Source organism: Candidatus Sericytochromatia bacterium (assembly GCA_035285325.1).
GTDB lineage: Bacteria > Cyanobacteriota > Sericytochromatia > S15B-MN24 > JAQBPE01 > JAYKJB01.
This window is the reverse complement of record JAYKJB010000120.1, coordinates 18,893-40,851: the sequence shown is the minus strand read 5'-3', so window position 1 is coordinate 40,851 and position 21,959 is coordinate 18,893. Positions and strand designations below refer to the sequence as shown.

The 21,959-nt window shown below is 61.3% G+C and carries 22 protein-coding genes and 1 pseudogene; 12 read left to right on the top strand and 11 right to left on the bottom strand.

The annotated features are described in order from the left end of the window. Positions 1–9: 9 nt before the first annotated feature. The 6 genes from VKP62_14945 to VKP62_14920 all read left to right on the top strand — a co-directional run bounded on the left by VKP62_14945 (position 10) and on the right by VKP62_14920 (position 7,236). Complete coding sequence (locus VKP62_14945; protein ID MEB3198493.1) at positions 10–1,437, top strand: carboxypeptidase regulatory-like domain-containing protein; 1,428 nt, start codon at positions 10–12, stop codon at positions 1,435–1,437. A 387-nt stretch (positions 1,438–1,824) separates the two neighbouring features. Then, on the top strand, positions 1,825–3,390 hold the full coding sequence (locus VKP62_14940; protein MEB3198492.1) for an alpha-amylase family glycosyl hydrolase: 1,566 nt from the start codon (positions 1,825–1,827) through the stop codon (positions 3,388–3,390). Between the two features lie 302 nt (positions 3,391–3,692). Continuing rightward, positions 3,693–4,532: a helix-turn-helix transcriptional regulator gene (locus VKP62_14935; protein ID MEB3198491.1), complete on the top strand. Its 840-nt coding sequence runs from the start codon at positions 3,693–3,695 to the stop codon at positions 4,530–4,532. An 85-nt stretch (positions 4,533–4,617) separates the two neighbouring features. Beyond that, positions 4,618–4,986, top strand: coding sequence for a response regulator (locus VKP62_14930; GenBank protein MEB3198490.1), 369 nt, complete (start codon positions 4,618–4,620; stop codon positions 4,984–4,986). 78 nt (positions 4,987–5,064) lie between these two features. Next, positions 5,065–6,204, top strand: a complete 1,140-nt coding sequence (gene ruvB, locus VKP62_14925) for a Holliday junction branch migration DNA helicase RuvB (GenBank protein ID MEB3198489.1) — start codon at positions 5,065–5,067, stop codon at positions 6,202–6,204. Positions 6,205–6,279: 75 nt separating this feature from the next. Next, positions 6,280–7,236 carry a branched-chain amino acid transaminase gene (locus tag VKP62_14920; protein ID MEB3198488.1) on the top strand — a complete coding sequence of 319 codons (957 nt, stop codon included), beginning with the start codon at positions 6,280–6,282 and terminating at the stop codon, positions 7,234–7,236. Positions 7,237–7,302: 66 nt separating this feature from the next. Here VKP62_14920 and VKP62_14915 read toward each other — a convergent pair whose 3' ends face one another. Further along, positions 7,303–7,584 (bottom strand): ATP-dependent Clp protease adaptor ClpS, encoded by a 282-nt coding sequence (locus VKP62_14915; protein ID MEB3198487.1) that lies wholly within the window; start codon positions 7,582–7,584, stop codon positions 7,303–7,305. A gap of 174 nt (positions 7,585–7,758) precedes the next feature. Between VKP62_14915 and VKP62_14910 the strand changes: the two genes are divergently transcribed. Beyond that, entirely contained in the window at positions 7,759–8,181 is a 423-nt protein-coding gene (locus tag VKP62_14910; protein MEB3198486.1) for a hypothetical protein, read from the top strand. A gap of 154 nt (positions 8,182–8,335) precedes the next feature. Here the strand turns inward: VKP62_14910 and VKP62_14905 are convergent, their stop codons facing one another. From VKP62_14905 to VKP62_14860, 10 genes are all read right to left on the bottom strand, one after another. Continuing rightward, positions 8,336–9,244, bottom strand: a complete 909-nt coding sequence (locus VKP62_14905; GenBank protein ID MEB3198485.1) for a hypothetical protein — start codon at positions 9,242–9,244, stop codon at positions 8,336–8,338. Positions 9,245–9,286: 42 nt separating this feature from the next. Further along, positions 9,287–9,664 (bottom strand): 50S ribosomal protein L19, encoded by a 378-nt coding sequence (gene rplS / locus VKP62_14900; GenBank protein ID MEB3198484.1) that lies wholly within the window; start codon positions 9,662–9,664, stop codon positions 9,287–9,289. A 158-nt stretch (positions 9,665–9,822) separates the two neighbouring features. Beyond that, positions 9,823–10,401, bottom strand: coding sequence for a GTPase domain-containing protein (locus VKP62_14895; GenBank protein MEB3198483.1), 579 nt, complete (start codon positions 10,399–10,401; stop codon positions 9,823–9,825). A 29-nt stretch (positions 10,402–10,430) separates the two neighbouring features. Continuing rightward, a complete protein-coding gene (locus tag VKP62_14890) occupies positions 10,431–10,895 on the bottom strand; it encodes a roadblock/LC7 domain-containing protein (protein MEB3198482.1) in 465 nt (154 codons plus the stop codon). Positions 10,896–10,897: 2 nt separating this feature from the next. Next, positions 10,898–11,806, bottom strand: a complete 909-nt coding sequence (locus VKP62_14885; GenBank protein MEB3198481.1) for a DUF4388 domain-containing protein — start codon at positions 11,804–11,806, stop codon at positions 10,898–10,900. A gap of 30 nt (positions 11,807–11,836) precedes the next feature. Next, on the bottom strand, positions 11,837–12,853 hold the full coding sequence (locus VKP62_14880) for a DNA adenine methylase (GenBank protein ID MEB3198480.1): 1,017 nt from the start codon (positions 12,851–12,853) through the stop codon (positions 11,837–11,839). Beyond that, positions 12,854–13,405 carry a hypothetical protein gene (locus VKP62_14875; protein ID MEB3198479.1) on the bottom strand — a complete coding sequence of 184 codons (552 nt, stop codon included), beginning with the start codon at positions 13,403–13,405 and terminating at the stop codon, positions 12,854–12,856. 111 nt (positions 13,406–13,516) lie between these two features. Continuing rightward, on the bottom strand, positions 13,517–14,992 hold the full coding sequence (locus VKP62_14870) for an S-layer homology domain-containing protein (protein ID MEB3198478.1): 1,476 nt from the start codon (positions 14,990–14,992) through the stop codon (positions 13,517–13,519). A 296-nt stretch (positions 14,993–15,288) separates the two neighbouring features. Next, a complete protein-coding gene (locus VKP62_14865; protein ID MEB3198477.1) occupies positions 15,289–16,041 on the bottom strand; it encodes a PilZ domain-containing protein in 753 nt (250 codons plus the stop codon). 35 nt (positions 16,042–16,076) lie between these two features. After that, complete coding sequence (locus tag VKP62_14860) at positions 16,077–16,991, bottom strand: LysM peptidoglycan-binding domain-containing protein (GenBank protein ID MEB3198476.1); 915 nt, start codon at positions 16,989–16,991, stop codon at positions 16,077–16,079. Between the two features lie 378 nt (positions 16,992–17,369). On the opposite strand from VKP62_14860, the gene ndhC reads away from it, so the two are divergent. The 5 genes and pseudogenes from ndhC to nuoF all read left to right on the top strand — a co-directional run bounded on the left by ndhC (position 17,370) and on the right by nuoF (position 21,955). Then, positions 17,370–17,729 (top strand): NADH-quinone oxidoreductase subunit A, encoded by a 360-nt coding sequence (ndhC, locus tag VKP62_14855; protein MEB3198475.1) that lies wholly within the window; start codon positions 17,370–17,372, stop codon positions 17,727–17,729. Beyond that, positions 17,720–18,262, top strand: coding sequence for an NADH-quinone oxidoreductase subunit NuoB (gene nuoB / locus VKP62_14850; GenBank protein MEB3198474.1), 543 nt, complete (start codon positions 17,720–17,722; stop codon positions 18,260–18,262). Before ndhC ends, nuoB begins: the two co-directional genes overlap by 10 nt. 24 nt (positions 18,263–18,286) lie before the next feature. After that, positions 18,287–20,096, top strand: a pseudogene (nuoD, locus tag VKP62_14845) (NADH dehydrogenase (quinone) subunit D). A gap of 26 nt (positions 20,097–20,122) precedes the next feature. After that, positions 20,123–20,599 (top strand): NAD(P)H-dependent oxidoreductase subunit E, encoded by a 477-nt coding sequence (locus VKP62_14840; GenBank protein MEB3198473.1) that lies wholly within the window; start codon positions 20,123–20,125, stop codon positions 20,597–20,599. Positions 20,600–20,608: 9 nt separating this feature from the next. After that, the gene (gene nuoF, locus VKP62_14835) at positions 20,609–21,955 is read left to right on the top strand and encodes an NADH-quinone oxidoreductase subunit NuoF (protein MEB3198472.1); all 1,347 of its coding nucleotides are present in this window, start codon (positions 20,609–20,611) and stop codon (positions 21,953–21,955) included. Positions 21,956–21,959: the final 4 nt, after the last annotated feature.

Here is a 21,959-nt window from a genome sequence, read left to right as displayed (position 1 = left end):
GTGCTGCTGATGCTGCTGCCGCATACTCGCCGATGGATGATGGTCGCCCTGACCGGGGCGAGTGTCGTCCTTTCGGCCTGCGGCTCTCGTCAAGAATTCAACACGCCCGCTCCCTCGGCCCTGGGGGCGGCCCCTGCCGCGGAGGCCAAGGGACGAACCTCCGGCGTGACGATCACCGTGATTGACGCCGCGGCCAGGCCGCTGGCAGGCGCCAGTGTGGCCCTGCTGGATGCCGGCGGCGCTTCCGTGGGGCCGGAAATCAAGACCGACGTCGAGGGTCGCGCCAGCTTCCCGAAGGTTCCGCCAGGGAAGGGATACCAGGCCGTGGCTCGCCTGCAGGAACTGCGCGCCACTCACGCGCTGGATGTGGAGAATGAAGCGCCTGTGCTGGTCACCGTGCTGGTGGCGCCGGCCAACGCGCCAAGGGGAACCATCGGGGGCGCGGTCCTGGATGCCGTCACGGGGCGCCCCTTGCACGGAGCCACCGTTTCGGTGGTGGGGATTTCCGGTTCAACCCGTTCCAATGCCGATGGTTCTTTTCTTCTGAAAGCCGTGCCTGTCGGGACTCCCATCGTCTTGGCCCACTTTCCGGGTTTCCGGGAGCAACGGCTCGGGGTGGCCCTGCGGGCTGGTGCTTCGATGCGGGCGGACTTTCGCCTGGTGCCTGCCCGTGATCTGAACCGGTTGGGACACACCTGGATCGCCACCTCGCAGGCCGTCCTGGAACTCGACTCTGCGACCAGTCGACTGGCGCAACTCCGGCGAGGGGCGGGCCAGGTTCGCGTGCTGGCGAATGGTCACCTGTTGCTGGCCACCTCTCAGGGGGTGGAAGAGGTTACCCCGACCGGGACCTCTGTGTGGTCCTACAAGCCGCTCGTGCTCGGTCGCTTGAGTCAGCCACAGGGTGTTCATCGCGCGGCCAGCGGCAACACGTTCATTGCCGATACCGGCAATGACCGGGTCATCGAGGTCTCGTCTTCCCAGCAGGTTCAGCGGACGCTGAAGGTCGATCTGGCTCGCCCGATGAGCGTGGAGCGCCTCGACCTCAGCAAGACCACTCTGGTGGCTGATACGGGCCATCATCGCGTGATCGAAGTCAATGATGCGGGTCGCATTGTCTGGGGCTTCGGGGACGGCGATCTGAGCAATCTCAATCGCCCGACGCACGCCACGCGCTTGCCCAACGGCAACACCCTGGTGACCGACACCGGGAACAGCCGAATTCTGGAGATCACCCCAGACCACCGCCTGGCTTGGGACTTTGGTGGCGACGGCAATCGTGCCACCTGTTTTCTGCCCAATTCTGCGGTGCGTCTGCCGAACGGGAACACGCTGATTGCCGACACGGGCAACCAGCGCGTGATCGAGGTGAGTCCGGCACGCGAGGTCGTCTGGCGGGCTGCGGTCGAAGCGCCCTTGTTCGCCGAACGGTACTGAACGCCCCCCTCCATCGGCATGGTTGGTGTCGCAAGTCCCGCGCCATGTGCGGCCTTATGCCGTGGCTTGACCCTCACGGGGCGACCCGGCGAGCAACCTGGCCTGCCCGGTGCTCGTCGCCACACGATCTGAATCCCGATGCCCTGGGGGGATGCGAGGCCGGCGCGCAGGGGTGCTCTTCTCGGCTGGCAGGGGGGCGCCTGATGCAACCGCCACCCGGACGCGGTTTTGGGGACAGAACGACACCTGAGTGACCGACAGCTGGCCGCCTGGTCGCGATAGTTAAGAAAATAAAAAATAAAGGTTGAATTTAGTTTAAATTCGCGTAAAATAAAAAGACGTCTATCGCTTGACGGGTCGCATTGATAAGTTGGATGGAGTGAAGCTGTGCGCAACGCAATGGGTGCCAAAACCTGGGGGTCTGCTTGCCTGGTCGCGTCTCTCGCTTTGACGGGCTGTGGCGCTGTGCTAGGGGCCGCGCAATCACAAACCAAGCGCTCCGGTCTCGTTCAGCAGGCGCAACGGCGGGGACCCGCCATCAAGCGCCAGGGTTTCACGCCGAAGTGGGTCAAGGACGCTGTTTTCTACCAGATCTTCCCCGAGCGCTTTGCCAACGGAAGCCGGGCCAATGACCCTGCCGGCGCGCAACCCTGGGGAGGAAAGCCTGAATACGAAAACTTTTTTGGTGGCGACCTGGCCGGCGTGAAGGCCAAAATTCCCTACTTGAAGTCGCTGGGGATCAATGCGGTTTACTTCAATCCGCTGTTCAAGGCCAGTTCCAACCACAAGTACAACACCGCCGACTACATGCAGATTGACCCGGCCTTCGGGACCAATGCGGATTTCAAGGCCACGCTGGACGCCTTGCACGCGGCGGGAATCCGGGTTCTGCTGGATGGGGTCTTCAACCATACCGGCGATGACCATCCGTTCTTCCTGGACTGCAAGCAAAACGGTCCCCAGAGCCCCTACTGGAGCTATTACAGCATCTGGGGCTTCCCGGTGGTCACTTCGCCAAAGCCGAATTACAACGCCTGGTGGGGGTTTGGGACCTTGCCTCAATTGACGGCGGCCCGCAACCGGAAGGTTCAGGAGTACCTGTTCGACGTCACCGAGTACTGGACCCGCCAGGGCATCGATGGCTGGCGCCTCGACGTGCCCAATGAGATCGACAACGCGGATTTCTGGCGGGAGTGGCGGCGTCGCGTGCGCGCCATCAATCCAGAAGCCTACATTGTGGGTGAAATCTGGGAGGACGGCTCTCAGTGGTTGCAAGGGGACCAGTTCGATGCGGTCATGAACTATGTGGGGCGTTCCGCCATTCTCGATTTCTTCGCTTACCGCAAATCCAGCGTGGACGACCTTGATGCGCGTCAGAGTTCCCTGCGCCGGCATTATGGCCAGGAGGTGACGGAGGCCAGCTTCAACATCCTCGGCAGCCACGACGTGGCGCGGGTGCGCACCGAGGCCGGCGGCGATCTCGTTCGAACCAAGGAAGCCTTGCTCTACATGTTCACTCAGCCCGGCGCTCCCGTGATCTATTACGGGGATGAAATCGGCATGCTGGGCGGCAAGGACCCGGATAACCGGCGCTGTTTTCCCTGGGAGGAGGCCAACGAGGGCAACGACATGCTGCGCTTCGTGAAGCGGCTGGTGGCGTTGCGCAAGTCCAACCCGGCCCTGCGTGGGGGGGAAGTTCGCACCTTGATGCGTCACAATCACTACCGTCAGTTCGTCTTCGCGCGGGCCGATCAGGGGCAACAGGTGGTCGTGGCGATGAACAGCGGCGACGAAACGCGTGATCTGGCCTTCAGCGTGGGCCAGATCTACCCTGAGGGCACGCGGCTGCGTGACCTGCTCTCGCGGCGGACGGTCACGGTGGTCGGTGGTTCCGTTCGCCTCGACAAACTTGAGGCCCATCAGACTGCCATCCTCGCTCCCGAAACGCGCTGATGGCAGCGGGCCGGCCTCGCGCTGCTGCCTGGGCTCAAGCGAGGAACACCGAGCACCGGGGGGAGTCGTCCGCGCGCGGCCGATCGTTTGATCTGACCGAATCACCACCCAAGGGCCGCCGTCTGGCGGCCCTTGCGTCATCGGAGTCCCGCTCCGCTCCAAGGAAGGCCGGCCAGGGGCTTGTTTGCTCACCCATCCTTCGTGCTATAGTGACACTGGAGCGTTATCAGCTCAGCTGGTGGGACAGCGTTTATCAGCACCTCGCGATGACCTGAACAGCGTCGCAGAAAGGGTGGTTCAACGTGTCCGAACGCGCTCGTGCTCTTCCTTCTCGTCGGCCTGTGCGCCGCGATTCTGCCGGCATCAAGCCGCGCTCACCGTCGATCGAGATTCTCAAGCGAAGCTTGGATGCGGCCGGCGTTAACCGCCGCACGTTCGTCAACGAGACCGGCCTGAGCTACGAGTATGTGTCGCGCATATTCAACAGCAAGGTCAAATTTCCAGCGGTCCGGGAAACGCTTGAGAAGTTCGCCGAAGTGGCCCGGATCGACCCCATGCTGTTCGTCGAGTATCAACAACTCGTCAGCGTCCTGCCCGTTTCGACGCGTAAGCTGTGGGAACGTCTACAGGACCTCGGTCTCAGCCGGCAGGAATTCGCACGCCAGGTCCCGGTCAGCCGCACCTACATGTACGAAATTCTGCGTGGAGATGTCCCATTTCCGCGCAACCCCGAGGTGATTGAGAAGATTGCCACGGCCGCTGGAATGGCGCCGGAAGCCTTCTCCGAGTATCTTGCGCCGGTCCAGGACTGGGCGGACCGCAATCCGGGGGCCATCGAACACGTCTTTATGAACCTGCTGGTATCCAAAATGTTGGTGGCGCGTGGATACGCCGCCCAGGTCTCCTCGGCCCGTCACCTTTCCGATGAGATGCTGAAAATTTTCCCCCCCGATGATCGCTATGAGCCTTGGGTCAGAGAATTGTTTCGCGAAATGGGGAGGCGTGGCCTCGGAGTTCGCCAGGTGGCAGAAGAGGCGGGTGTCTCCGAACAAGACGTGCGCTTGATCGTGATGGGCCAGGTGCAATCTGTGGACCTGCCTCACTGCGTCCAAGCCCTCCAAACCACTTTTGGATTGAACTGAATCTGTGGCCCGGTCGAACAGGGCCGGGCTTGCGTGTCACCATTCCGTGCGATGACTGCCTGAGCTTGGGTGCGCGGTACCTGCCATGCCCACGATCTTGCTGGTTGAGGACAACCCAGACACCGTCGAGTTTCTCTCTCGTCGCCTGCGTGATCGCGGCTACGAGGTGTTGATCGCACGGAACGGCTTGGACGCTCTGCGCATCGCGGAGGCTGAGTTGCCGGCAGCCATTGTGCTCGACGTCAACCTGCCCTTGTTGGATGGCGATGAGGTGGCCCGTAGGTTACGTGGTCAGACGGCCACGCGGGACATCCCGATGGTGTTCGTGACGGCCGAATCGGAAACGCGCGTGATGGACTTGCTGCGCCCCCATCACACCCTGTGTCTGGAGAAAGCCATTCGCAGTCAAATGCTGCTCGACGCTCTGGCTCAGGTTCTCTCGCCCCCTGCGTGAGCCCTGTGGTACCTGGAACACTTGTTCTATGCTACCATGCCTCCAGGCCGGTGTCGGCCGACGTGGTGAGACAGCCCATTGGCCATCATCAATTCTTCCGAGGACCCCATTCCGAAACGGGTGCGTGACACGCTGAGTGCGCCCGTCACGCCGCCCGTGCGTCTATTGACGCCCGAAGTACAACCCGAAGATCAGGCGGAGAATGGTGGCCTGAGACCGCGGCGCTTGGCGGATTATGCGGGTCAGAGCGAGCTCAAGGACGTTCTGCAGGTGGCGATCGATGCCGCGCGTCGTCGCCAGGAGCCGCTGGACCATTTGTTGCTGCACGGGCCTCCGGGCCTTGGAAAGACCACCATGGCCCAGATTGTCGCGGCAGAGATGGGCGTGCCCGTTCGCATCACCTCGGCGCCTGCCCTTGAACGTCCGCGCGATATTGCGGGCTTGCTGGCCACCCTGCAACCGGGTGAAGTCCTGTTCATCGATGAAATCCACCGGTTGAGTCGTCTGGCTGAAGAACTGCTCTATCCGGCCATGGAAGATTTCAGCCTGGATATCACGATAGGCAAGGGACAAACGGCCCGGACGCGTCGCTTGCCGTTGCCTCGCTTCACCCTGATCGGGGCCACCACCCGCGCGGGTGCCCTCAGTGCGCCGCTGCGTGATCGGTTTGGGTTGATTCAGCGCCTCAATTTCTACCGCGAAGACGAACTCGTTGCGATCCTGCATCGGGCTGCCGACATTTTCGGGCTGGTCCTGGAACCTTCCGGGGCTTTGGCCATGGCACGTCGGGCCAGGGGCACCCCCCGCGTCGCGAACCGCTTGCTGAGGCGAGTACGTGACTTTTCCGAAGTGAACGGAGGGGGGGCCATCACGGAGCCGGTGGCGGCTGCCGCTCTCGATCGTCTTGGCGTGGATCCCTCTGGCCTGGAGCCCCTCGACCGCCAGTTGCTCACGGTCATCATCGACCATCACCGAGGGGGGCCGGTGGGGCTCGAAACGGTGGCTGCCGCGCTGGGTGAGGATCCGGCCACCATCGAGGACATTTATGAGCCCTACCTCATGCAGGCAGGCTTCCTGGCCCGCACCCCCCGCGGACGGGTGGTGAATCCCAAGGCCTATGCGCATCTGGGGCTGCCTCACCCGGCTTCCTTTACCCCTTTGTTCTCTGGACGGGCTGAAACGCTCTCGGGCCTGTCGGACCCCTCGAAACTGCTATAATCGGGAATTCAAGCCTACGGCCGGTGAGTGCGCAGCGTCGCGCGCGTGAGATGGCCGGACCTGAAAGGAGCCCCCATGGCGACCAAACCATCCTTTGTCTTTTTTCGAGGCCAGTTTGTGCCCTTCGAGGAAGCCAAGGTGGGGGTGATGACCCACGGTCTGAACTACGGCACTGGCTGCTTCGAAGGAATTCGCGGCTACTGGAATGCCGACAAGAACGAGCTGTTCGTTCTGAAGATGCGGCCGCACTTCGAGCGTCTCCACCAGTCTGCGCGCATCCTGTACATGAACCTTCCGTACTCGGTTGATGAGCTGTGTGAGATCACGCTCGAACTGATCCGGCGCAATGGATTTCGGGAAGATGTTTACATTCGTCCCCTGCTCTACATGGGGGATGAGATTATCGGGGTCCGTCTGCACAAGCTGAATACGGACTTCACGATGTTTGCGACCCCCATGGGCGATTACATCGACACCACCGGCATCAAGGTCGGGGTTTCCAGCTGGCGCCGCTTGGATGACAACGCAGTACCGGCCAGGGCCAAGATCACGGGCGCCTACATCAACTCTGCCCTGGCGAAGACCGAGGCTTACCACAACGGCTTTGATGACGCGATCTTTCTGAATGCGGATGGTCACGTGTCGGAGGGCAGCGCGATGAACCTGTTCCTCGTGCGGCACGGTGAACTGGTGACGCCGGGCGTTCAGCACAACATTTTGGAGGGGGTCACGCGCCGGGCTGTGATGCGGATTGCCCGCGAGGAGCTGGGTATCGCGACGGATGAGCGCTCCGTGGACCGCACCGAACTCTATATCGCGGACGAGATGTTTCTTTGCGGGACGGGTGCCCAGATCTCGCCGGTGACCTCGATTGACCATCGGCCTGTTGGCGGGACAGAGCAAGTGGGACCTGTCACGCGCCAGATCATGGAGATCTACAACCGGGCCGTTCGAGGCAATCATCCGAGTTTCACGGACTGGGTGACGCCGGTCTACATGGGGGCATTGCCGCCTGTGGGCTCCGCGCACTGAGCCCCGCGTCTCGCTGAACGAGGGGGGCGGGGCTCAATTCTTTCCTTCCGGGCGAACGGTGCGTCGCTAAACGTCCTGCTCGATCGAGGCCACCAGCCCGAAGCTGCGCAGACGGTCGCAGTACATTTCGGCGTATTCCAAGGGCGCAGCAATCACCACGGCCACGCCGGTGAGATGGGCCTCTTCCATGATCGAGACCGCTTCGCGCTGGGCGATCTGCGGCACAGACTTCACAATGGATTGGACCACATGCATCATTTCATTGTGGTCGTCGTTGTGAAGCAGAACCTTGTAGGGGTCAAACAGACGTTGCTTGGATTCAACTTTTTCCAGCGGCTTCGTCGTCAACGCGGAACCTCCGGGTGCGATGGGGGGGAGCCAGCGGGTATATACCGACCGGGTGGCCTGGCCGCCTCGTGTCGACCCACCCCCTCAACATACCCGTTTCCGCCTGTCATGTTCGCCTGCCTCCGCCTCCTTCCAGCCCCCCTGCTTGCCCTCTCTGCGGCGGCCTGTGCCCCTATGAACCCCAATTTTGAAACGCTCTGGCGCCCGGATGCCGAGACCTACATGATCGAGGGCGCCGTCACGCGGGGCTATGCCAGTTATCCTCGCGTGGGCTTCGTGCAGGGGGAAGGCAACAGCACCGACCGGGGCAGTTTTCGCATCCTGGGACCCCAAGGGGCTGGACTCCTGGCGACTGGTATTTATGTCCCGAGTGAGATTGTCCTGGTCGATTCCGAAAATCGCTTTAAAAAGACCTTCTCCGTGCGAACACGCTATGGGCTGATCAACGTATTCGCCTGGGACGATATCAACCGCAACGGCATTCGTGACCTGAACGAGAAATTGGGCGGTCAATGGGAACTTCGAAAGCAGGATCTGCGCGGGTGGAGTTTCAACGCGCCGGCCTGGAATCAGTTCAATTTTGCCTTTACCCAGTGAACACGGGACCACGGGGGTGTGGTCCCGAAGGCCTGCTGACGGAGGCTGGTGTTCTCTCGTTGCGGGAGCGGCCGGCCGTGCCTCAGGGGGGCAGAACACGGGGGAGGGGGCTCGCTCCCCGACTGATGCCGGCGCGTCGAGGGCGGCGTGCTTCTCAGGGCGTCCCCGGAGATGGCAAAGTCTCCGTGGCGGCGGGAACGGCTGATACCTCGCGCTTGAGGGCGACCAGCACGTGAGGTTTGTCATCCAAGGTGACCTCGGCCCCGGCGCCATCAGTGGCTCGAATCTCAAGGCCCTCGGGTGTCTGGCGTAGCAAGACCGTGCAGGCTGCCGGGGTGCGCGGGTTCAACTCCATTCGCAGCGGCGGCACCAAGCCTTCCGGGTCGACGCCCCGCAAGCGGAGTTGGGTCTCGATGGCAGAAACGTCGGTAGGCAGATTGCCCGTGCGCTCTTGTAACGTCAGCACGGCGGCTTTCACCATGCCCATGTGTTGCCGCATCTGCAGCTGCAGTTCATCATCGGCCCCCAACTGGCCTGACCACCAGGAGAATCCCCCCAGGGAGCCCAGGAGAGCCACGGTCACGATCAGGTAGAGGCGATACCGCGTCTGATGGAGCCAGGCTGGTCCTTTGGCGTTCCCGCGCGGGGCCGTGCCAGTGGGGGCAGCTGCGCGCTTACCAGCGGCATTCTTGGGCGCTGCCTTTCTGGTGACCGGTAAGCGTGGGCCTGGGGGAGCGCCTTCTTTGGGTCCTTTTTGCGAACTGCGCGCTGTTGCGGCGGCGCTCTTCAGGACGGTGGGTTGGCGTGGTTTGGGTTGGGCGTCCGGGTCTGCACTGGGTGCCGCCACGTCCGGCTTGAAACGACGCGCGTTCGACATTTCCAGGCACATGCCACACATGCCATCCGCCCCGTAATCTCTGCACTTGGCGCAGATGGGAGACTTGCAGGAGACGCAAACGGCTTCGCTCTCGGTGTCTTCGTGATACGCGCAGAGGGCCATCCCGTTCAGTCCTTCCAACAAGTTGCGACCGTATTTTTCCCCGTGTTCGCGACGATAAAACAAGGCCCCGAGCGAGTTTTCGCTCGGGGCCTCAACGGGGGAAGGCTACTTGGCCGGCCGGCTGGACGATTTTTCCTTGATCCGGGTGGCCTTACCTTGCAGGCCCCGGAGGTAGTACAGGCGGGCGCGACGCACGTCGCCCTTGCGAAGGACCTCAATGCGATCGACGCGGGGAGAGTGGACAGGGAAGGTCCGTTCCACGCCGACACCTTGGAAGATGCGGCGCACGACCACGGCGCGGTTCACTCCGGCGCCCTGGAGCTTGATGACGGTTCCTTCGTAGGCCTGGATGCGCTCTTTGCCGCCTTCCCGAATCTTGGCAAACACCTTGACGGTGTCGCCCGGTGCCATATCAGGCACACTTGCCTTCAGGTGAGGCTGTTCGATCGACTTGAGGATTTCGCCGGCGTTGAACTTGGACATGGGACAGGAACTCCTTGGTGGTTCGGGACCGCCAGACGGCGATAAACACAACGGGCTCGACTTGCAGCGTGGAGTCGGGCAGACCGTACTTGAGCGGCCTTCCAACGTACCACGGAACTGGAACTTAGTCCAGTCTTAACGCTGGTGGCAAGCGCGCCCTATGACAGTCGGGTCAGGACGGAACGACTCACGGCCTTGAGGGTGTCAAACACCCCCAAACCTTGATGCGCTGCGGCCGCAAAATGAGGAACTCCCTTGGGATTCAGGGCCCGATTGAGCTCATCGATCGGGCTCACCTGTGGCAGATCGCGCTTGTTCAACTGCAGCACCCAGGGCACTTCATCGGTCTTCAGTCCGTATTCTGCCAGGTTTTCTGCCATGTTGCGCATCGATTCGATGTTCTCGTTCCAGCGGCTGATCTGGGAATCGGCCACAAAAACGATGCCATCGACCCCGTTGAGAATCAGCTTTCGGCTCGCATTGTATTCCACTTGCCCGGGCACGGTATACAGCGCAAATCTGGTCTTGAACCCCTGCACGCTGCCGAGGTCGAGGGAGAGAAAGTCGAAATACAGGGTGCGTTCCGTTGGCGTCGCCAGATTGACCATTTCCCCCCTCACATGAGGAGGCACCTGCTTGTGGATGAACTCCAGGTTGGTGGTCTTGCCACCGAGCCCCGTCCCGTAATAGACAATTTTGCAATTGACTTCGCGGGTGGCGTAGTTGATCAGTGCCACGTCGGGTTCCTCCGATGTCAGGGCGTCTGCTAGAACAGATTGTCGATGGACTGGGAAAGATTCGACAGCGTGGGCTTCTTGTCGGTGTAAAGCGCCTGCATTTGGGAATTGATTCGCTCCAGGGCCTGCATCGTCTTGAACTTCACCAGGCCGATCGTCACGTTGGCACCGAACACCACGGCCAAGGTATCCGTGGTTTCGAGTTGTACCACGAAGATGCTTTCGGTTTTGCCCTGCTGAAACAGGGTCTTGAAGTTCTTCTCTCCGAGGAGCCGTGCCAGGGCTTTGGTCGAGGCAAACGAACCACTGATCAGGGCGGCCAGAGAGAGCGTGTCGAGGGTGCTGGTTTGGCCTTGGGCCGTGATGATCTGCCCGCTCTTTTCGATCAGCAAAACCGCCCGCGCCTGCGTGTCAAGTTGCAACTGGGACGTCAGACTGTTCAGGGCGTGAACCCCTGCCTCCGTGAGGACCAGATTGCCATTCGGTTTCGCCATTCTCAGCCTCCCGAGTGCCCGCTCGAAGAGGACGACGGGGCGGTTGCCGTCAATTCCAGCCAGAGGGCCCGCTGGGGGGCCGTCGCTTCCTCGAGGACGGGCTGGATGACACGCTCCACGAAGGCCGCTCCATACACCCTCGAAATGAAATCCGACATCACGTGAAACTGGGAGCGATAAGCCCCCATCAACTGGGCCTTCGGCCAATTGCCGGGGAGGCTGTCCTGGGGCTTACCAGCGCGCCAGCGCAGGCCGAGCGCTGCCAGACGGGCATCTTCGTTGAGCCGCGCTTCCAGTCCTTCCACCATCTTGACGCCACTGATCGAGGCAAACTGGCTGAACAACTCAGTGGCCACATTGTCGAACAGCTGGCGCAGTTGTTCCTCGGGGGCACACGAAATGCCCAACTGATCCTCGTGGTAAAGGCGGGCAAGTTCTTCAAGCAACTCCAGTTCACTTGCCGCCCAGTCCTTGACCAGGTCACCGTAGGTTTTACCGCTGCCGAGGGTTTGCAACAGCGGTGATGGTTCGGCCTGGTACATCTGCGTGGGATGCAGCCAGGCTCGCGACGAGAAGAATGAGGGTAAGCTCTCGCGCACCTGTCGCCAACGATCCAGTCGCCGGATGCCCTCCTGGGTGATGCTATCCAGTGGTAAGACGTCTGCGGGGGCGGTGGGCGGCATTCCTTCAGCGAAATCGAAGACGCCCGACGTCCACAGGAACAGGTCCGCGGCCACGTCTTCCCCGAAACGTTCGCCCGTGCGTGCCTGCACGAGTTGCCCGTCCACAAAGGTCAGGCTGCCCGTTCGTCCATCCCGTCGCATCGAGAGCGTGCCGGATGCTTTGCCGAGCACGAGAATCTGCAACAAGTCAGGTAGGCTGAAGTCCTGAAGGCTGCCCTCTTTGAGCATGACGGGTTCCTTGTACTGGTGGCCAGGTGGTCAGCGGGCGACTAACAGTTTTTCCGCGTGTCGCCGAGGATGAAGGGAGTCCGGGGGACTGAGCGTGACATGCCGGACAATCGTGCGGAATTCTCCCACCAGCTCCGTCCATGCCGTCTCGTCGAGAAGATAACCTTCATGATAAGCCACGACCCACAGCGGAATGTGCGTGCAACGGGAAAGGAAACGCCGCAGGGCTTCCGCGTATAGCGATGCGGAGGTGAGACTCATCCCGAGGGTTGGGGGGCCCGGGATCATTTCGACTTGGCCGGGTAGGGTCAGGTGGGGATCCCCCTTGAGCCATCCCTCAAACAAGGTGAGGGCCAGAGGATATTGGTGGAAACCAAGGTGGGTGGGAGGATAGCAGAAAAGGAGGTCCGCTTCAACACGGGAGGCCTGCTGATAGGCGTCTCCCCACAGGGCGCGATTCTGGACTCCATTGTTGAATACCCACGCATTGAGCGTTTGTACGTAATGGGAGAAGGCCTGTGAGGGCGTGAGGGGGCTGCCCTTGATTTCGCTGTTTCGCAGAGAGAGCCAGTAACGCATGGTGTAGGCCACAGCGGTAGCTCCCAGGGCACGTTCGGTCACGTCCACGTCACTGGCGGCGAGGTGCGCATTCCAGATACCCAGCCAGATCGTTTCCTCCGGTGTGAAATGCTGGTGGGCCCAGGGGCTGAAACGCGTCGCGATCCGTGGGTCGCGAATGACCTCTTGCCAGGTGTTTAGCCGTTCGGGCGAGACCAGCTTGTCGTTGTTGGCGATCAAGGCCTTGGCCATGCAGTAATGGCCCTCCAGCAGATCCCCGGCGAAGACCCGCTTGCCTTGTCGCTTGAAGTAGCGCGAGATCTGGCATTGGCCGGCAAAGGGTTCGTAAAGGCTTCGAAAACGCAGGTCCTGAAGGGCCTCGTGCAGCCTGCTGGGCATGAGGCGTTTGATTCGTAGCTCCGCCGTCCGCTCCGCCTCCGGGGCGATCGGCGCGTCTTGGTCGAGGGCTTGCCCGATGTAAGGTTCCATTTAGAAATCTACCTGTCGGGAGCGACTGGCGCCGAGGCCCGTTTCTCCCCCGTCAATTTCCACCGTCCAGCGGTATCTCCCCGTGTTCACGGTTTGCCCGAAAATGGCCGTGGGGTCCGTGCTCCATGGGCTGTACCAGCGGAACCCGCCGGCTTCGGACTCGAGCTTGACCCGATAACGCTGAGCCCTCGGATGGGTGGACCAATGGAATGGCACCACCGCTTCCCCGCTCACCAGCAAGGCCATTCCCTCGTCCGGGTACAGCAGTCCATTATAGGCCACTTCAATCGCAGGGACGTCCTTACCCGCCCCCTCGCCCAGTTCAAAAGGGAGGCTTCGCCACTCTGAGATTTCGTTGGGGGGGATGCGGCTGCTATCGCCCTCGCCGCGATAGAGCACCTGTCCTCGGCGTGCCGAGATGTTGGAGAAGGTGTAACGGCCGTTGCCGTCGGTCGCCACGACCCGGCTCTCCCCACCCAACAAAAACACCCGTTTGCCGGCCGCCGGTTGCCCGTTCCAAGTCACCGTTCCTGTCACGATCCCAGGTCCCACGCCTCCCCAGCATCCGTGGACTGTGGCCGCGACGCAGGCCAAGGGGATGAAAGTCCAGAGACCCCGTGGGCCTTGCCTCCAGCGCGTCATGCCGCTGTCCCCCGCCGTGATTCAGAACCGCAGGGTCGATTTGAGCAAGACCGACTCCGAGGTGATGGGGTCCTGGGGATTCGGAAGAAAGATGTCCTCGATCAGTTTTGCTTGCGCGTTGTATTCCAGGATGAGGCCTGGAATGAGTGGATTTTCGAGCGCGACCTGGAGACTGAGACCAGCGTTCTTACCGAGCGCCTGCCCCCCTGGACCGGTGGTGGCCTTGGCATCACGACGCGCAGGGGCGTTGTAAGTGAAATTGTCTACCAGCGCCAGATTGAAGCTGGGCAGGGTCAGACGCTCCCCGAACCATTTGTAGCTGGGAAAGGCGGCCAGCGCGCCGTAACTGAGGACGTCCACACTGCGACCCGGATCGGATGCGGAGAGCACAACACCATTGAGCGCGATGTCGGCAAACGTCCCCCGGATGCCTCCCCCGAATTGCGTGAGCGCGTCATTGGTCACATTGAGTTGCACCGTTCCACCGATCGGCCCTTCTCCACCAATGTCCACCACAGCCGCCGTGTTGTAGGTAGTCTTGACGCGTTGGGTGGTATTCAGCAGTTGTTGCGTGATCGCCTTGTGGTCGGTTTCGAATCCGGCCTTGAGCGAGAACAGGCCCCAACTGGCGTTCACCTGCGTGATCAGAATGTTCGAGTTCAGGCCCCCCAGCACGGTAACGGGGCCGACCGGGGCTTCCACAGCCAGGCCCACGTCGCTGCCGACCCGCAAGGCGGCGGAGTCCGGAGACAGGGCCCCGACGCCTACCAGAAAGTCGCCCGCTTTGAATGGTTGGTCTGAACTGGGGCCGAACCCCACCAGCCAGAGCGGGAAACGCCCCAGATTGACGGTGGCGGCCCCCACCTTGCTGGTCACCCGTGCTCCGCGCAGAGACACCGTATCGGCGGTGGGGGTGCGGCCCAAGGCGCCCGCCATGACCGCCGGCACATCGCCAGAACCGGCCGCTTTCAGGGCGCCTCCGATCGTGGCGTCGTAGGTGGTTTGCTCGGAAACGCTGCCCTTGAAGGTCAACGACAGATTGCTGCCCACGTAGGGGGCTGTTCGGTCTTTGCCCACATCCAGTGTTTCGTCACCGAACAGGGTATCCACTCGCCCCTTCACCGTGACCATTTTGTTGAGCTTGTCCTGAAGGCCCTTCAGGGTTTCATCGCTTCGCTTGAGGCGCTCCTCCACGTCCTGAAGTTCTTTCCTGAACTCTGTGCGCAAACGCTCCAGCGTGGCGCGATCCGTTGAGGTGTGGTCTAACGCCGGTGCGCCAGCTGCATTCGTCTGGGCGGTTGGCAAGGGGGGAGCCGGTTGCACGGACAGCGCGTCCATCCGTTGCATCACCTTGGTCAGGGCCGCCGCCAGTTCGTACCGGCTGACGGTCTTGGCGCCTCGGAAGGTATTGTCGGGAAATCCCTCCATGACGCCATAGCGTTCTGCGAGCTGCTGGATGGCCTTGTAGGCCCAGTGGTCACCGGGCAGGTCTGACATCTCCGAGACACTTGCCGCGAGACCGGGAGCAGCCAGGGACAACCAGCAGGCCAGACCGAGAGCGCCCCGAACCGCTGACGTCCGAGTCTGTTTGCGCGCGGAGATGAAGGGGGAAGGGCACGAACGGGGCCCTGTGGGAGCTGTCAAATCCGCCTCCTGAAACCGGCCGGGAGAGAGGGACAGGTGAACGCTGTCCGCTTCTAAATACCCACAAGCAGGAGAGACTTGACGGTTGCCAGGTGCGCTCAATTGCTGGGAGCAGGGCCTCATTGGCGTCAATGAGGAAGTGCGACCGGCTACCAGTAGCGGATTTTGGGCGGGGAGTAATATTTCTCGCGACGTTGCGCGTGACGCGAGGGCCCTTCCGTGCGCTTGGTCTTGATGCGCTCTGGCTCTTTGTTCGATTTGTCTCGCACGTGCCGCATTCGATTGAAGATCATGCGGATGATCTTGGAACGGTCCAGTTCGTGGATGTTCACGAATTCCATCGCTGAAAACACTGGCGAGGCCAGGGGTTTGCGCAGGACCTTGGCAGACACGGTCACCGATTCCTGCGGCATATGGATGCGGACGGTATAGAGTCCCGGCATCAAAGGTTGGTCCAATGCAGCCATCAGTCCACCGCCACTCAGGTTGACGGTACGGCCGCGTGTTTTCACGATTTCCGCGCCAAACCCTTTGCGGACCGCGCCCCCTGTGATGCCGATCGACTCGAGCACTTCCAGATCCAACTCGCAGGCCAGTCGATAGAACTTGCGTCTTTCCACCGGCGGCGCTGCCTCAATGGGCTCCGTGTGAGCGACCAGCGGGATTTCCACCTCGAGCATGACGAAATGGCCCACCGCGCCCAGATCGAACCGCAATTCCCGCCCGTCCGGGAGTGCCGCTCGCCCGATCAGGCCACTGTAGTGCTGGGCGGCGTAGCGGACGGGTACGCGCATCACCAGGTTGTGACCACGCATCTCGACCACTTCCCCCACCGCCTCTTGCCCCTCGAGGTTCAGGGCGAGGCGCTCTCCCGGGTGAAAGACGAGGTCTTGTTCGCTCATCGAGGTTCCGTCTCAGCGGTCAGGCGGCCAACGGGTCAGGCCGGCTGTACCGGCAGCATCAACCACTGGTTGGGGTAGATCGTGGTCCGGCCCTTCAGCGCGGCCTTGTTCAGCGCCACGATCTCACGCCAGCGATTCGCATCACCCAGCTTCTTGGCCGCAATCGAGTACAGGTTGTCGCCGATGCTGACCATGTAGCCCTTGGACGCCAGCGAGGGCGCCTCCTTGACGGGAGAGGTCTTGATCACCAGACGCTGGCCCGGCCGCAACAGGTAGCCGGTGCCCACCAGATCCTCATTTGCTGCGTAGATCTCGCGCCAGCGCGCGCCACTGCCCAGCAATTCCCGCGAGATCGAATAGAGCGAATCGCCTTGCTGGACGCGGTAGAAGGTGCGCTCAGCTTGCAGTTTGCTCGTCACGGCCACCTTGCGTTGCTCGGAGAAAATCGAGCGCAGCCGAGGGTTCAGCACGAACGCAGACTTGTCCGCAGCCCGTGACACCGTGGGTTCGGCCATCGGCATCACTGCCTGGCTTCGCACGGTTTGCATCGGGCGGGAGAAGGGAAACAGCTGGGGCCCCGTCGCCGCCAGCGCAGGCGGCACGTTGTGGTTAGGCGTCGATACCGGCCGGGCGGCCATCGCCAGCATCAGATTCGGGGCGTGAGGGGTGCCCGCAAAGGCGGGAATTGGCGCGAGGACGGCAGGCAGAGTCGCGATACCGGCCGCCGCAACCTTGGTGACGGCTGGCCCGATCAGCTTGTACCGATCTCTGGGGGCCTGGTCCGCGACGGTTTCACTTACCAGCTCGCAGCCGGACAATGCCGTGCTCTCAATGGTGGAGCCGGCTTGCTCGAGCAACTGCAACAGCAGCGACATCTCGGAAGAGATGTCGTCGAGTTCAGTGGACACGGAATTCGCTTCGACGGGGGAGTCGTTCGCGTCTGCCAACATGGGGCGCCAACCTCTTCAATGATTGATGTGTTCTGCGATGGTGCCAGTTCCGCGGCAGCGAGCCGCAGGTTTTCATCGGAATGCCCCCCGAGGAGGATTTCGGCCCGATCACGCCCAGCATAGAGTTGCGTCAGCGCCGAGGATGTTAAATTGATCACCTCCCGGGCGCTTCATTCCCTATATAACCAGATCGCGCGCTAAATTAACGCCTGGCCATCGTTCGGGATGCCGACGGGTCCGGCGCGCCCCTGCTCCCAGCGACTGCGTGGACGTCTCGCCCAAAGCGTGCGAAGATACGACCGGTCATTTTTCTCATCGCACCCGGCATCGCCGCCCTTTGCCCACGCCTCGACCACCTCACGAGAATCTGACGCCGCCATGAGTCATACCGTTTTCAGCTTGATCGTCGCCTTGGCGATCGCCATCGGCCTTCCCCTCATCATCCTGGCCCTGAACACGGTCTTGGGACCTCGCAAGGTCGGGGCCCACAAGTTCGAGCCTTACGAGTCGGGCATCACGGCCCCGGTTGGCTCCGCGCGTGAGCGGTTTTCGATCAAGTTCTATCTGGTCGCCATCCTTTTCATTGTCTTCGACGTGGAAGCGGTCTTTCTCTTCCCGTGGGCGGTCAATTTCCGTGACCTCGGTCTGTTTGGCCTGGTCGAAATGTTCATCTTTATCGGCGTGTTGTTCGCCGGGTTCATTTACGTGCTGAAGAAAGGGGCGCTCAAATGGGACTAGATTCGCTGGAATCAAGACTGCCCGACGGCGTCATTACGACCACCATCGATGCGGTGTTGAATTGGGGCCGGGAACACTCTTTGTGGCCCATGCCCTTTGGCACGGCTTGCTGCGCCATTGAATTCATGGGGACCGTGTCATCGGCCTACGACATCAGCCGCTTCGGGGCCGAGTTGGTGCGTTTCTCTCCTCGACAGGCCGATCTGATGATCATCGCCGGCACCATCAACTACAAGCAGGCCCCCATCCTCAGGCGCATTTATGAACAGATGGCCTCACCCAAGTGGGTCATTTCGATGGGGGTTTGTGCCAGCAGCGGCGGATTCTACGACAACTACGCCGTGGTGCAGGGGGTGGATGAGATCGTACCGGTTGACGTGTACATCGGGGGCTGCCCTCCGCGTCCCGAAGCCGTGCTGGACGCCATTATGAAGCTCCAGGGCAAGATGGAGGCGGCTTCGGTCAAGGACAAGGGCTATACCGGCGGCGGAGACGCCCTGCCCCAACGGCGTCTCGAAGCCCCCTCTCGCTGACCTTCAGTCAACAAGGCACACCACATGACCATTTCCGGAACCAAAGCCAATCCTGCTGAGGCGCTCGCCGCTCGCTATCCTGGGGTAATCCCGTGCGGGGACGTGCTGGGGGGAGACCTCGCTTTCCGCACCGAGCCGGCGTCCCTGCGCGAGGTCTTGGGTTTTCTGCGAGATGAGCCCGGACTTGAATTCAATTTCCTGATGGACGTCTCCGGGGTCGACTACCTGACGCATCCGACGCCTCGCCCCAAGCGTTATGAGGTGGCCTACCAGCTCTACTCCCTGCGTTGGGGGCACCGGCTGCGCATCCGTGTGGCGCTCAACCCTGGGGAGTCGGTTCCGACCGTGAGTGACCTCTGGGCCAGCGCGGATTGGGGTGAGCGCGAAACCTGGGAGATGTATGGCATCGTGTTCGACGGACATCCCAATTTGAAGCGTTTGCTGACGCATAAGGACTTCGTCGGGCATCCTCTGCGCAAGGATTACCCCACCAAGAAGCGCCAAGCCCTCTCCGAATCGGACACCTTGGTGGACGAAATGGAACAGCGTCTTCGCTTCAAGGGGTTGAAGTAGGGACGAGGAGGTGAACCCCATGCAGATACCGTCACTCGACCAAAAGCCACAGGTCCTTGCCCCTGGCGAGCAGCCACAGTTTTACAAGGACCTGCACACGGAGCTGATGTTCCTCAATCTTGGGCCATCTCACCCGGCCAGCCACGGCACCTTGCGGGCCTTTGTGGCACTCGATGGGGAAACCATCGCGGCGGCGGTGACCGAGATTGGCTACTTGCATCGCGGATTTGAAAAGACTTGCGAGCAGCGCACCTACAACCAGTGCATTCCCTACACCGATCGGCTCAATTACTGCTCGGCCATTCTCAATAACATCGGTTTCGCCAAGGCGGTGGAACGGATGCTCGAGATTGAAATCACGGACCGCTGCAAGTTCCTGCGCGTGATTGTGGGAGAACTGATGCGGATTGTGGACCACTGTATCTGCATCGGCACCAACCTCGTCGATATCGGCGCGTTGACCAACTTCTGGTATCTCTTCAACAAGCGCGAAGAGGTCTACACCATCCTCGAGAAGTTGACGGGCGCGCGCTTGACGAACAGCTTCACCCGGATCGGGGGGTTGTATCGTGATGCTTACGACGGTTTCGAGGCCGACGTTCTTGAGGTCTGCAAGGGTCTGGAACAGGCGGCTGCCGAGGTGCAGGGCCTGGTCGCCAAAAATCGCATCTTTGTGGACCGCACCCAGGGTATCTGCATTTTGACCCCCGAACGGGCCATCTCTTATGGCTTTACTGGTCCGAATCTGCGGGCCGCGGGGGTTCCGTTCGATATTCGAAAGGCGCATCCCTACTACTACTACGACACCTTCGATTGGGAGGTGGCGTTAGGGTCGACCGGCGATACTTACGACCGCATCATGATTCGGTTTGTCGAGATCGAGCAGTCCTTGCGAATCATCCGGCAAGCCGTCAAGCAACTGCCTGGTGGACCGGTCAACGTGGATGACAAGCGGGTGACCCTGCCTCCCAAGGCCGATACCTACCAGAACATCGAAGGCCTGATCAACCATTTCAAGCTGGTGTTCGAGGGGGTCAAGGTTCCGCCCGGTGAGATCTACGATGCCACTGAAGCTGGTAACGGTGAGCTTGGCTTCTACATCGTGTCGGACGGCAGCGGTTACCCCTACCGCATCAAGTGTCGGCCGCCGTGCTTCTACGCATTCAATGCCTTCCACGAGATGATCGAGGGGCACATGATCGCGGATGCCGTGGCGACCTTGGGGTCCATCAATATCATCGCCGGCGAGCTGGAGCGGTAGCCGGGTTCTCAGGAGCGCTTGTCGTTATGGCCTATTCGTTTTCCCCCGAGACCAAGGCGAAGTTCGACCATCTGGTCACTCGCTATCCGCAGAAAAAAGCGGCCTTGATCCCGACGCTCTGGCTCGCCCAGGAAGAGTTGGGTTGGTTGCCGCCCGAGGCACTAGCTTACTGCGCGGAAATGCTGGATCTCCCTCCGTCCAAGGCACTCAGCGTCGCGTCGTTCTACACGATGTTCAATCTGAAGCCGGTCGGTAAATACAAGATTGAAGTCTGCCGGACTCTCTCCTGCGCTATGTGCGGGGCGTTTGAAATTCTGGACCACCTTGAGCAACGTCTGGGAATTCATGTGGGTGAAACCACGGCAGATGGTCGATTCACCTTGATGACCCAGGAATGTCTCGCGTCCTGCGGGACGGGGCCCCTGATGCAGATCAATGGCAAGCGTTATCACGAGAACCTCACGCCCGCCAAGGTGGATGAGATTCTGGCGAGCCTGGCCTAGGAGTTGCAGATGTCTTTTCCCAAAATCCTTTCCGGCAACTGGGGCGTTCCCGACAGCCACCACATCAACGTGGCGATGTCGCGGGGACAGTACGAGGTGGCGGCGGAAGTCCTTCGTGGCGGTAAGTCGCCAGAAGACGTCGTGAACGAGGTCAAGAAGAGTGGCCTGCGTGGTCGTGGCGGCGCCGGCTTCCCTGCGGGCATGAAGTGGGGCTTCCTTCCGAAGGACGACGGCCGTCCCCGCTATTTGGTCATCAACGCGGATGAATCCGAGCCTGGAACCTACAAGGACCGGCGGATCCTCGAGAACGATCCCCACATGCTGATCGAGGGCTGCATCCTCGCTTGTTATGCCATTCGATCCCACGCTTGCTACATCTACGTGCGCGGGGAGTTCTGGCACCAGCAGGCCGTCCTTCGGCAGGCCGTGCAGGAAGCGTATAACAAGGGCTTCCTCGGGAAGTCTTGCTTCGGAACTGACTTTCACCTGGACATCACGGTCCACACGGGGGCCGGCGCCTACATCTGTGGCGAGGAGACCGCCTTGCTGTCTTCCCTGGAAGGCGAACGCGGATACCCGCGGCTCAAACCGCCATTTCCGGCCACCCACGGTTTGTTTCAGTGTCCCACCGTGGTCAACAACGTGGAAACGATCGCCAACGTGCCCTGGATTGTGCGCCACGGTGGAGATGCCTACTCTCATGTCGGTAAGTACGTTGTGGGGCCTGACGGGCGCCCGCAGATCGACTCGCGCGGCACGCGCTTGATGTGCGCCTCGGGGGCGGTCAACAAGCCTGGCGTTCATGAGATTCCGCTAGGGATCAAGCTCATCGACTACATCAACGAGTACTGCGGTGGGGTCAAGGGCGAACTCAAGGCGGCGATCCCGGGAGGGTCTTCCTGCCCGATTTTGACGGCTGAGGAAGTTCACACCGTGGAAATGACCTATGAATCGATGGCCAAGCACGGCACGATGTTCGGCTCTGGCGGATTGATCGTGATTGATCGCGAAACCAGTTTGGTTTGGGCCTTGCACAACCTGCTGCGCTTTTATTCGCACGAATCGTGCGGGCAGTGTACTCCCTGCCGCGAAGGCACGGATTGGCTGTACAAGATTCTCGGGCGCATGCTGCAGGGCAAGGGCACGGAAGCTGACCTCCAGGAGATTCTCGATATCGCGGACAACATGGAGGGACGTACCATCTGTGCGCTGGCGGCCGCAGCCACCATGCCCACGCGCAGTTACATCCAGAAGTTCCGTGAAGAATTCGTCTCGTATTTTGTCAAAGGTGGGCGGCCCGTCGATCGCCGTGGTCGCTACCTACTCTCGCCCGCGCCGGTTGGCGCGGCGCATTAGAACT

Bases quoted from the DNA above. Each gene is read 5' to 3' on its own strand.
- VKP62_14890 (MEB3198482.1), bottom strand. From the start codon at position 10,895: ATGGCGAAACCGAATGGCAATCTGGTCCTCACGGAGGCAGGGGTTCAC.
- VKP62_14880 (MEB3198480.1), bottom strand. From the start codon at position 12,853: ATGGAACCTTACATCGGGCAAGCCCTCGACCAAGACGCGCCGATCGCC.
- nuoB (MEB3198474.1), top strand. From the start codon at position 17,720: ATGGGACTAGATTCGCTGGAATCAAGACTGCCCGACGGCGTCATTACG.
- VKP62_14860 (MEB3198476.1), bottom strand. From the start codon at position 16,991: ATGTTGGCAGACGCGAACGACTCCCCCGTCGAAGCGAATTCCGTGTCC.
- VKP62_14920 (MEB3198488.1), top strand. From the start codon at position 6,280: ATGGCGACCAAACCATCCTTTGTCTTTTTTCGAGGCCAGTTTGTGCCC.
- VKP62_14945 (MEB3198493.1), top strand. From the start codon at position 10: ATGCTGCTGCCGCATACTCGCCGATGGATGATGGTCGCCCTGACCGGG.
- rplS (MEB3198484.1), bottom strand. From the start codon at position 9,664: ATGTCCAAGTTCAACGCCGGCGAAATCCTCAAGTCGATCGAACAGCCT.
- nuoF (MEB3198472.1), top strand. From the start codon at position 20,609: ATGTCTTTTCCCAAAATCCTTTCCGGCAACTGGGGCGTTCCCGACAGC.
- ndhC (MEB3198475.1), top strand. From the start codon at position 17,370: ATGAGTCATACCGTTTTCAGCTTGATCGTCGCCTTGGCGATCGCCATC.
- VKP62_14930 (MEB3198490.1), top strand. From the start codon at position 4,618: ATGCCCACGATCTTGCTGGTTGAGGACAACCCAGACACCGTCGAGTTT.
- VKP62_14910 (MEB3198486.1), top strand. From the start codon at position 7,759: ATGAACCCCAATTTTGAAACGCTCTGGCGCCCGGATGCCGAGACCTAC.
- VKP62_14840 (MEB3198473.1), top strand. From the start codon at position 20,123: ATGGCCTATTCGTTTTCCCCCGAGACCAAGGCGAAGTTCGACCATCTG.
- VKP62_14885 (MEB3198481.1), bottom strand. From the start codon at position 11,806: ATGCTCAAAGAGGGCAGCCTTCAGGACTTCAGCCTACCTGACTTGTTG.
- VKP62_14865 (MEB3198477.1), bottom strand. From the start codon at position 16,041: ATGAGCGAACAAGACCTCGTCTTTCACCCGGGAGAGCGCCTCGCCCTG.
- VKP62_14870 (MEB3198478.1), bottom strand. From the start codon at position 14,992: ATGTCAGACCTGCCCGGTGACCACTGGGCCTACAAGGCCATCCAGCAG.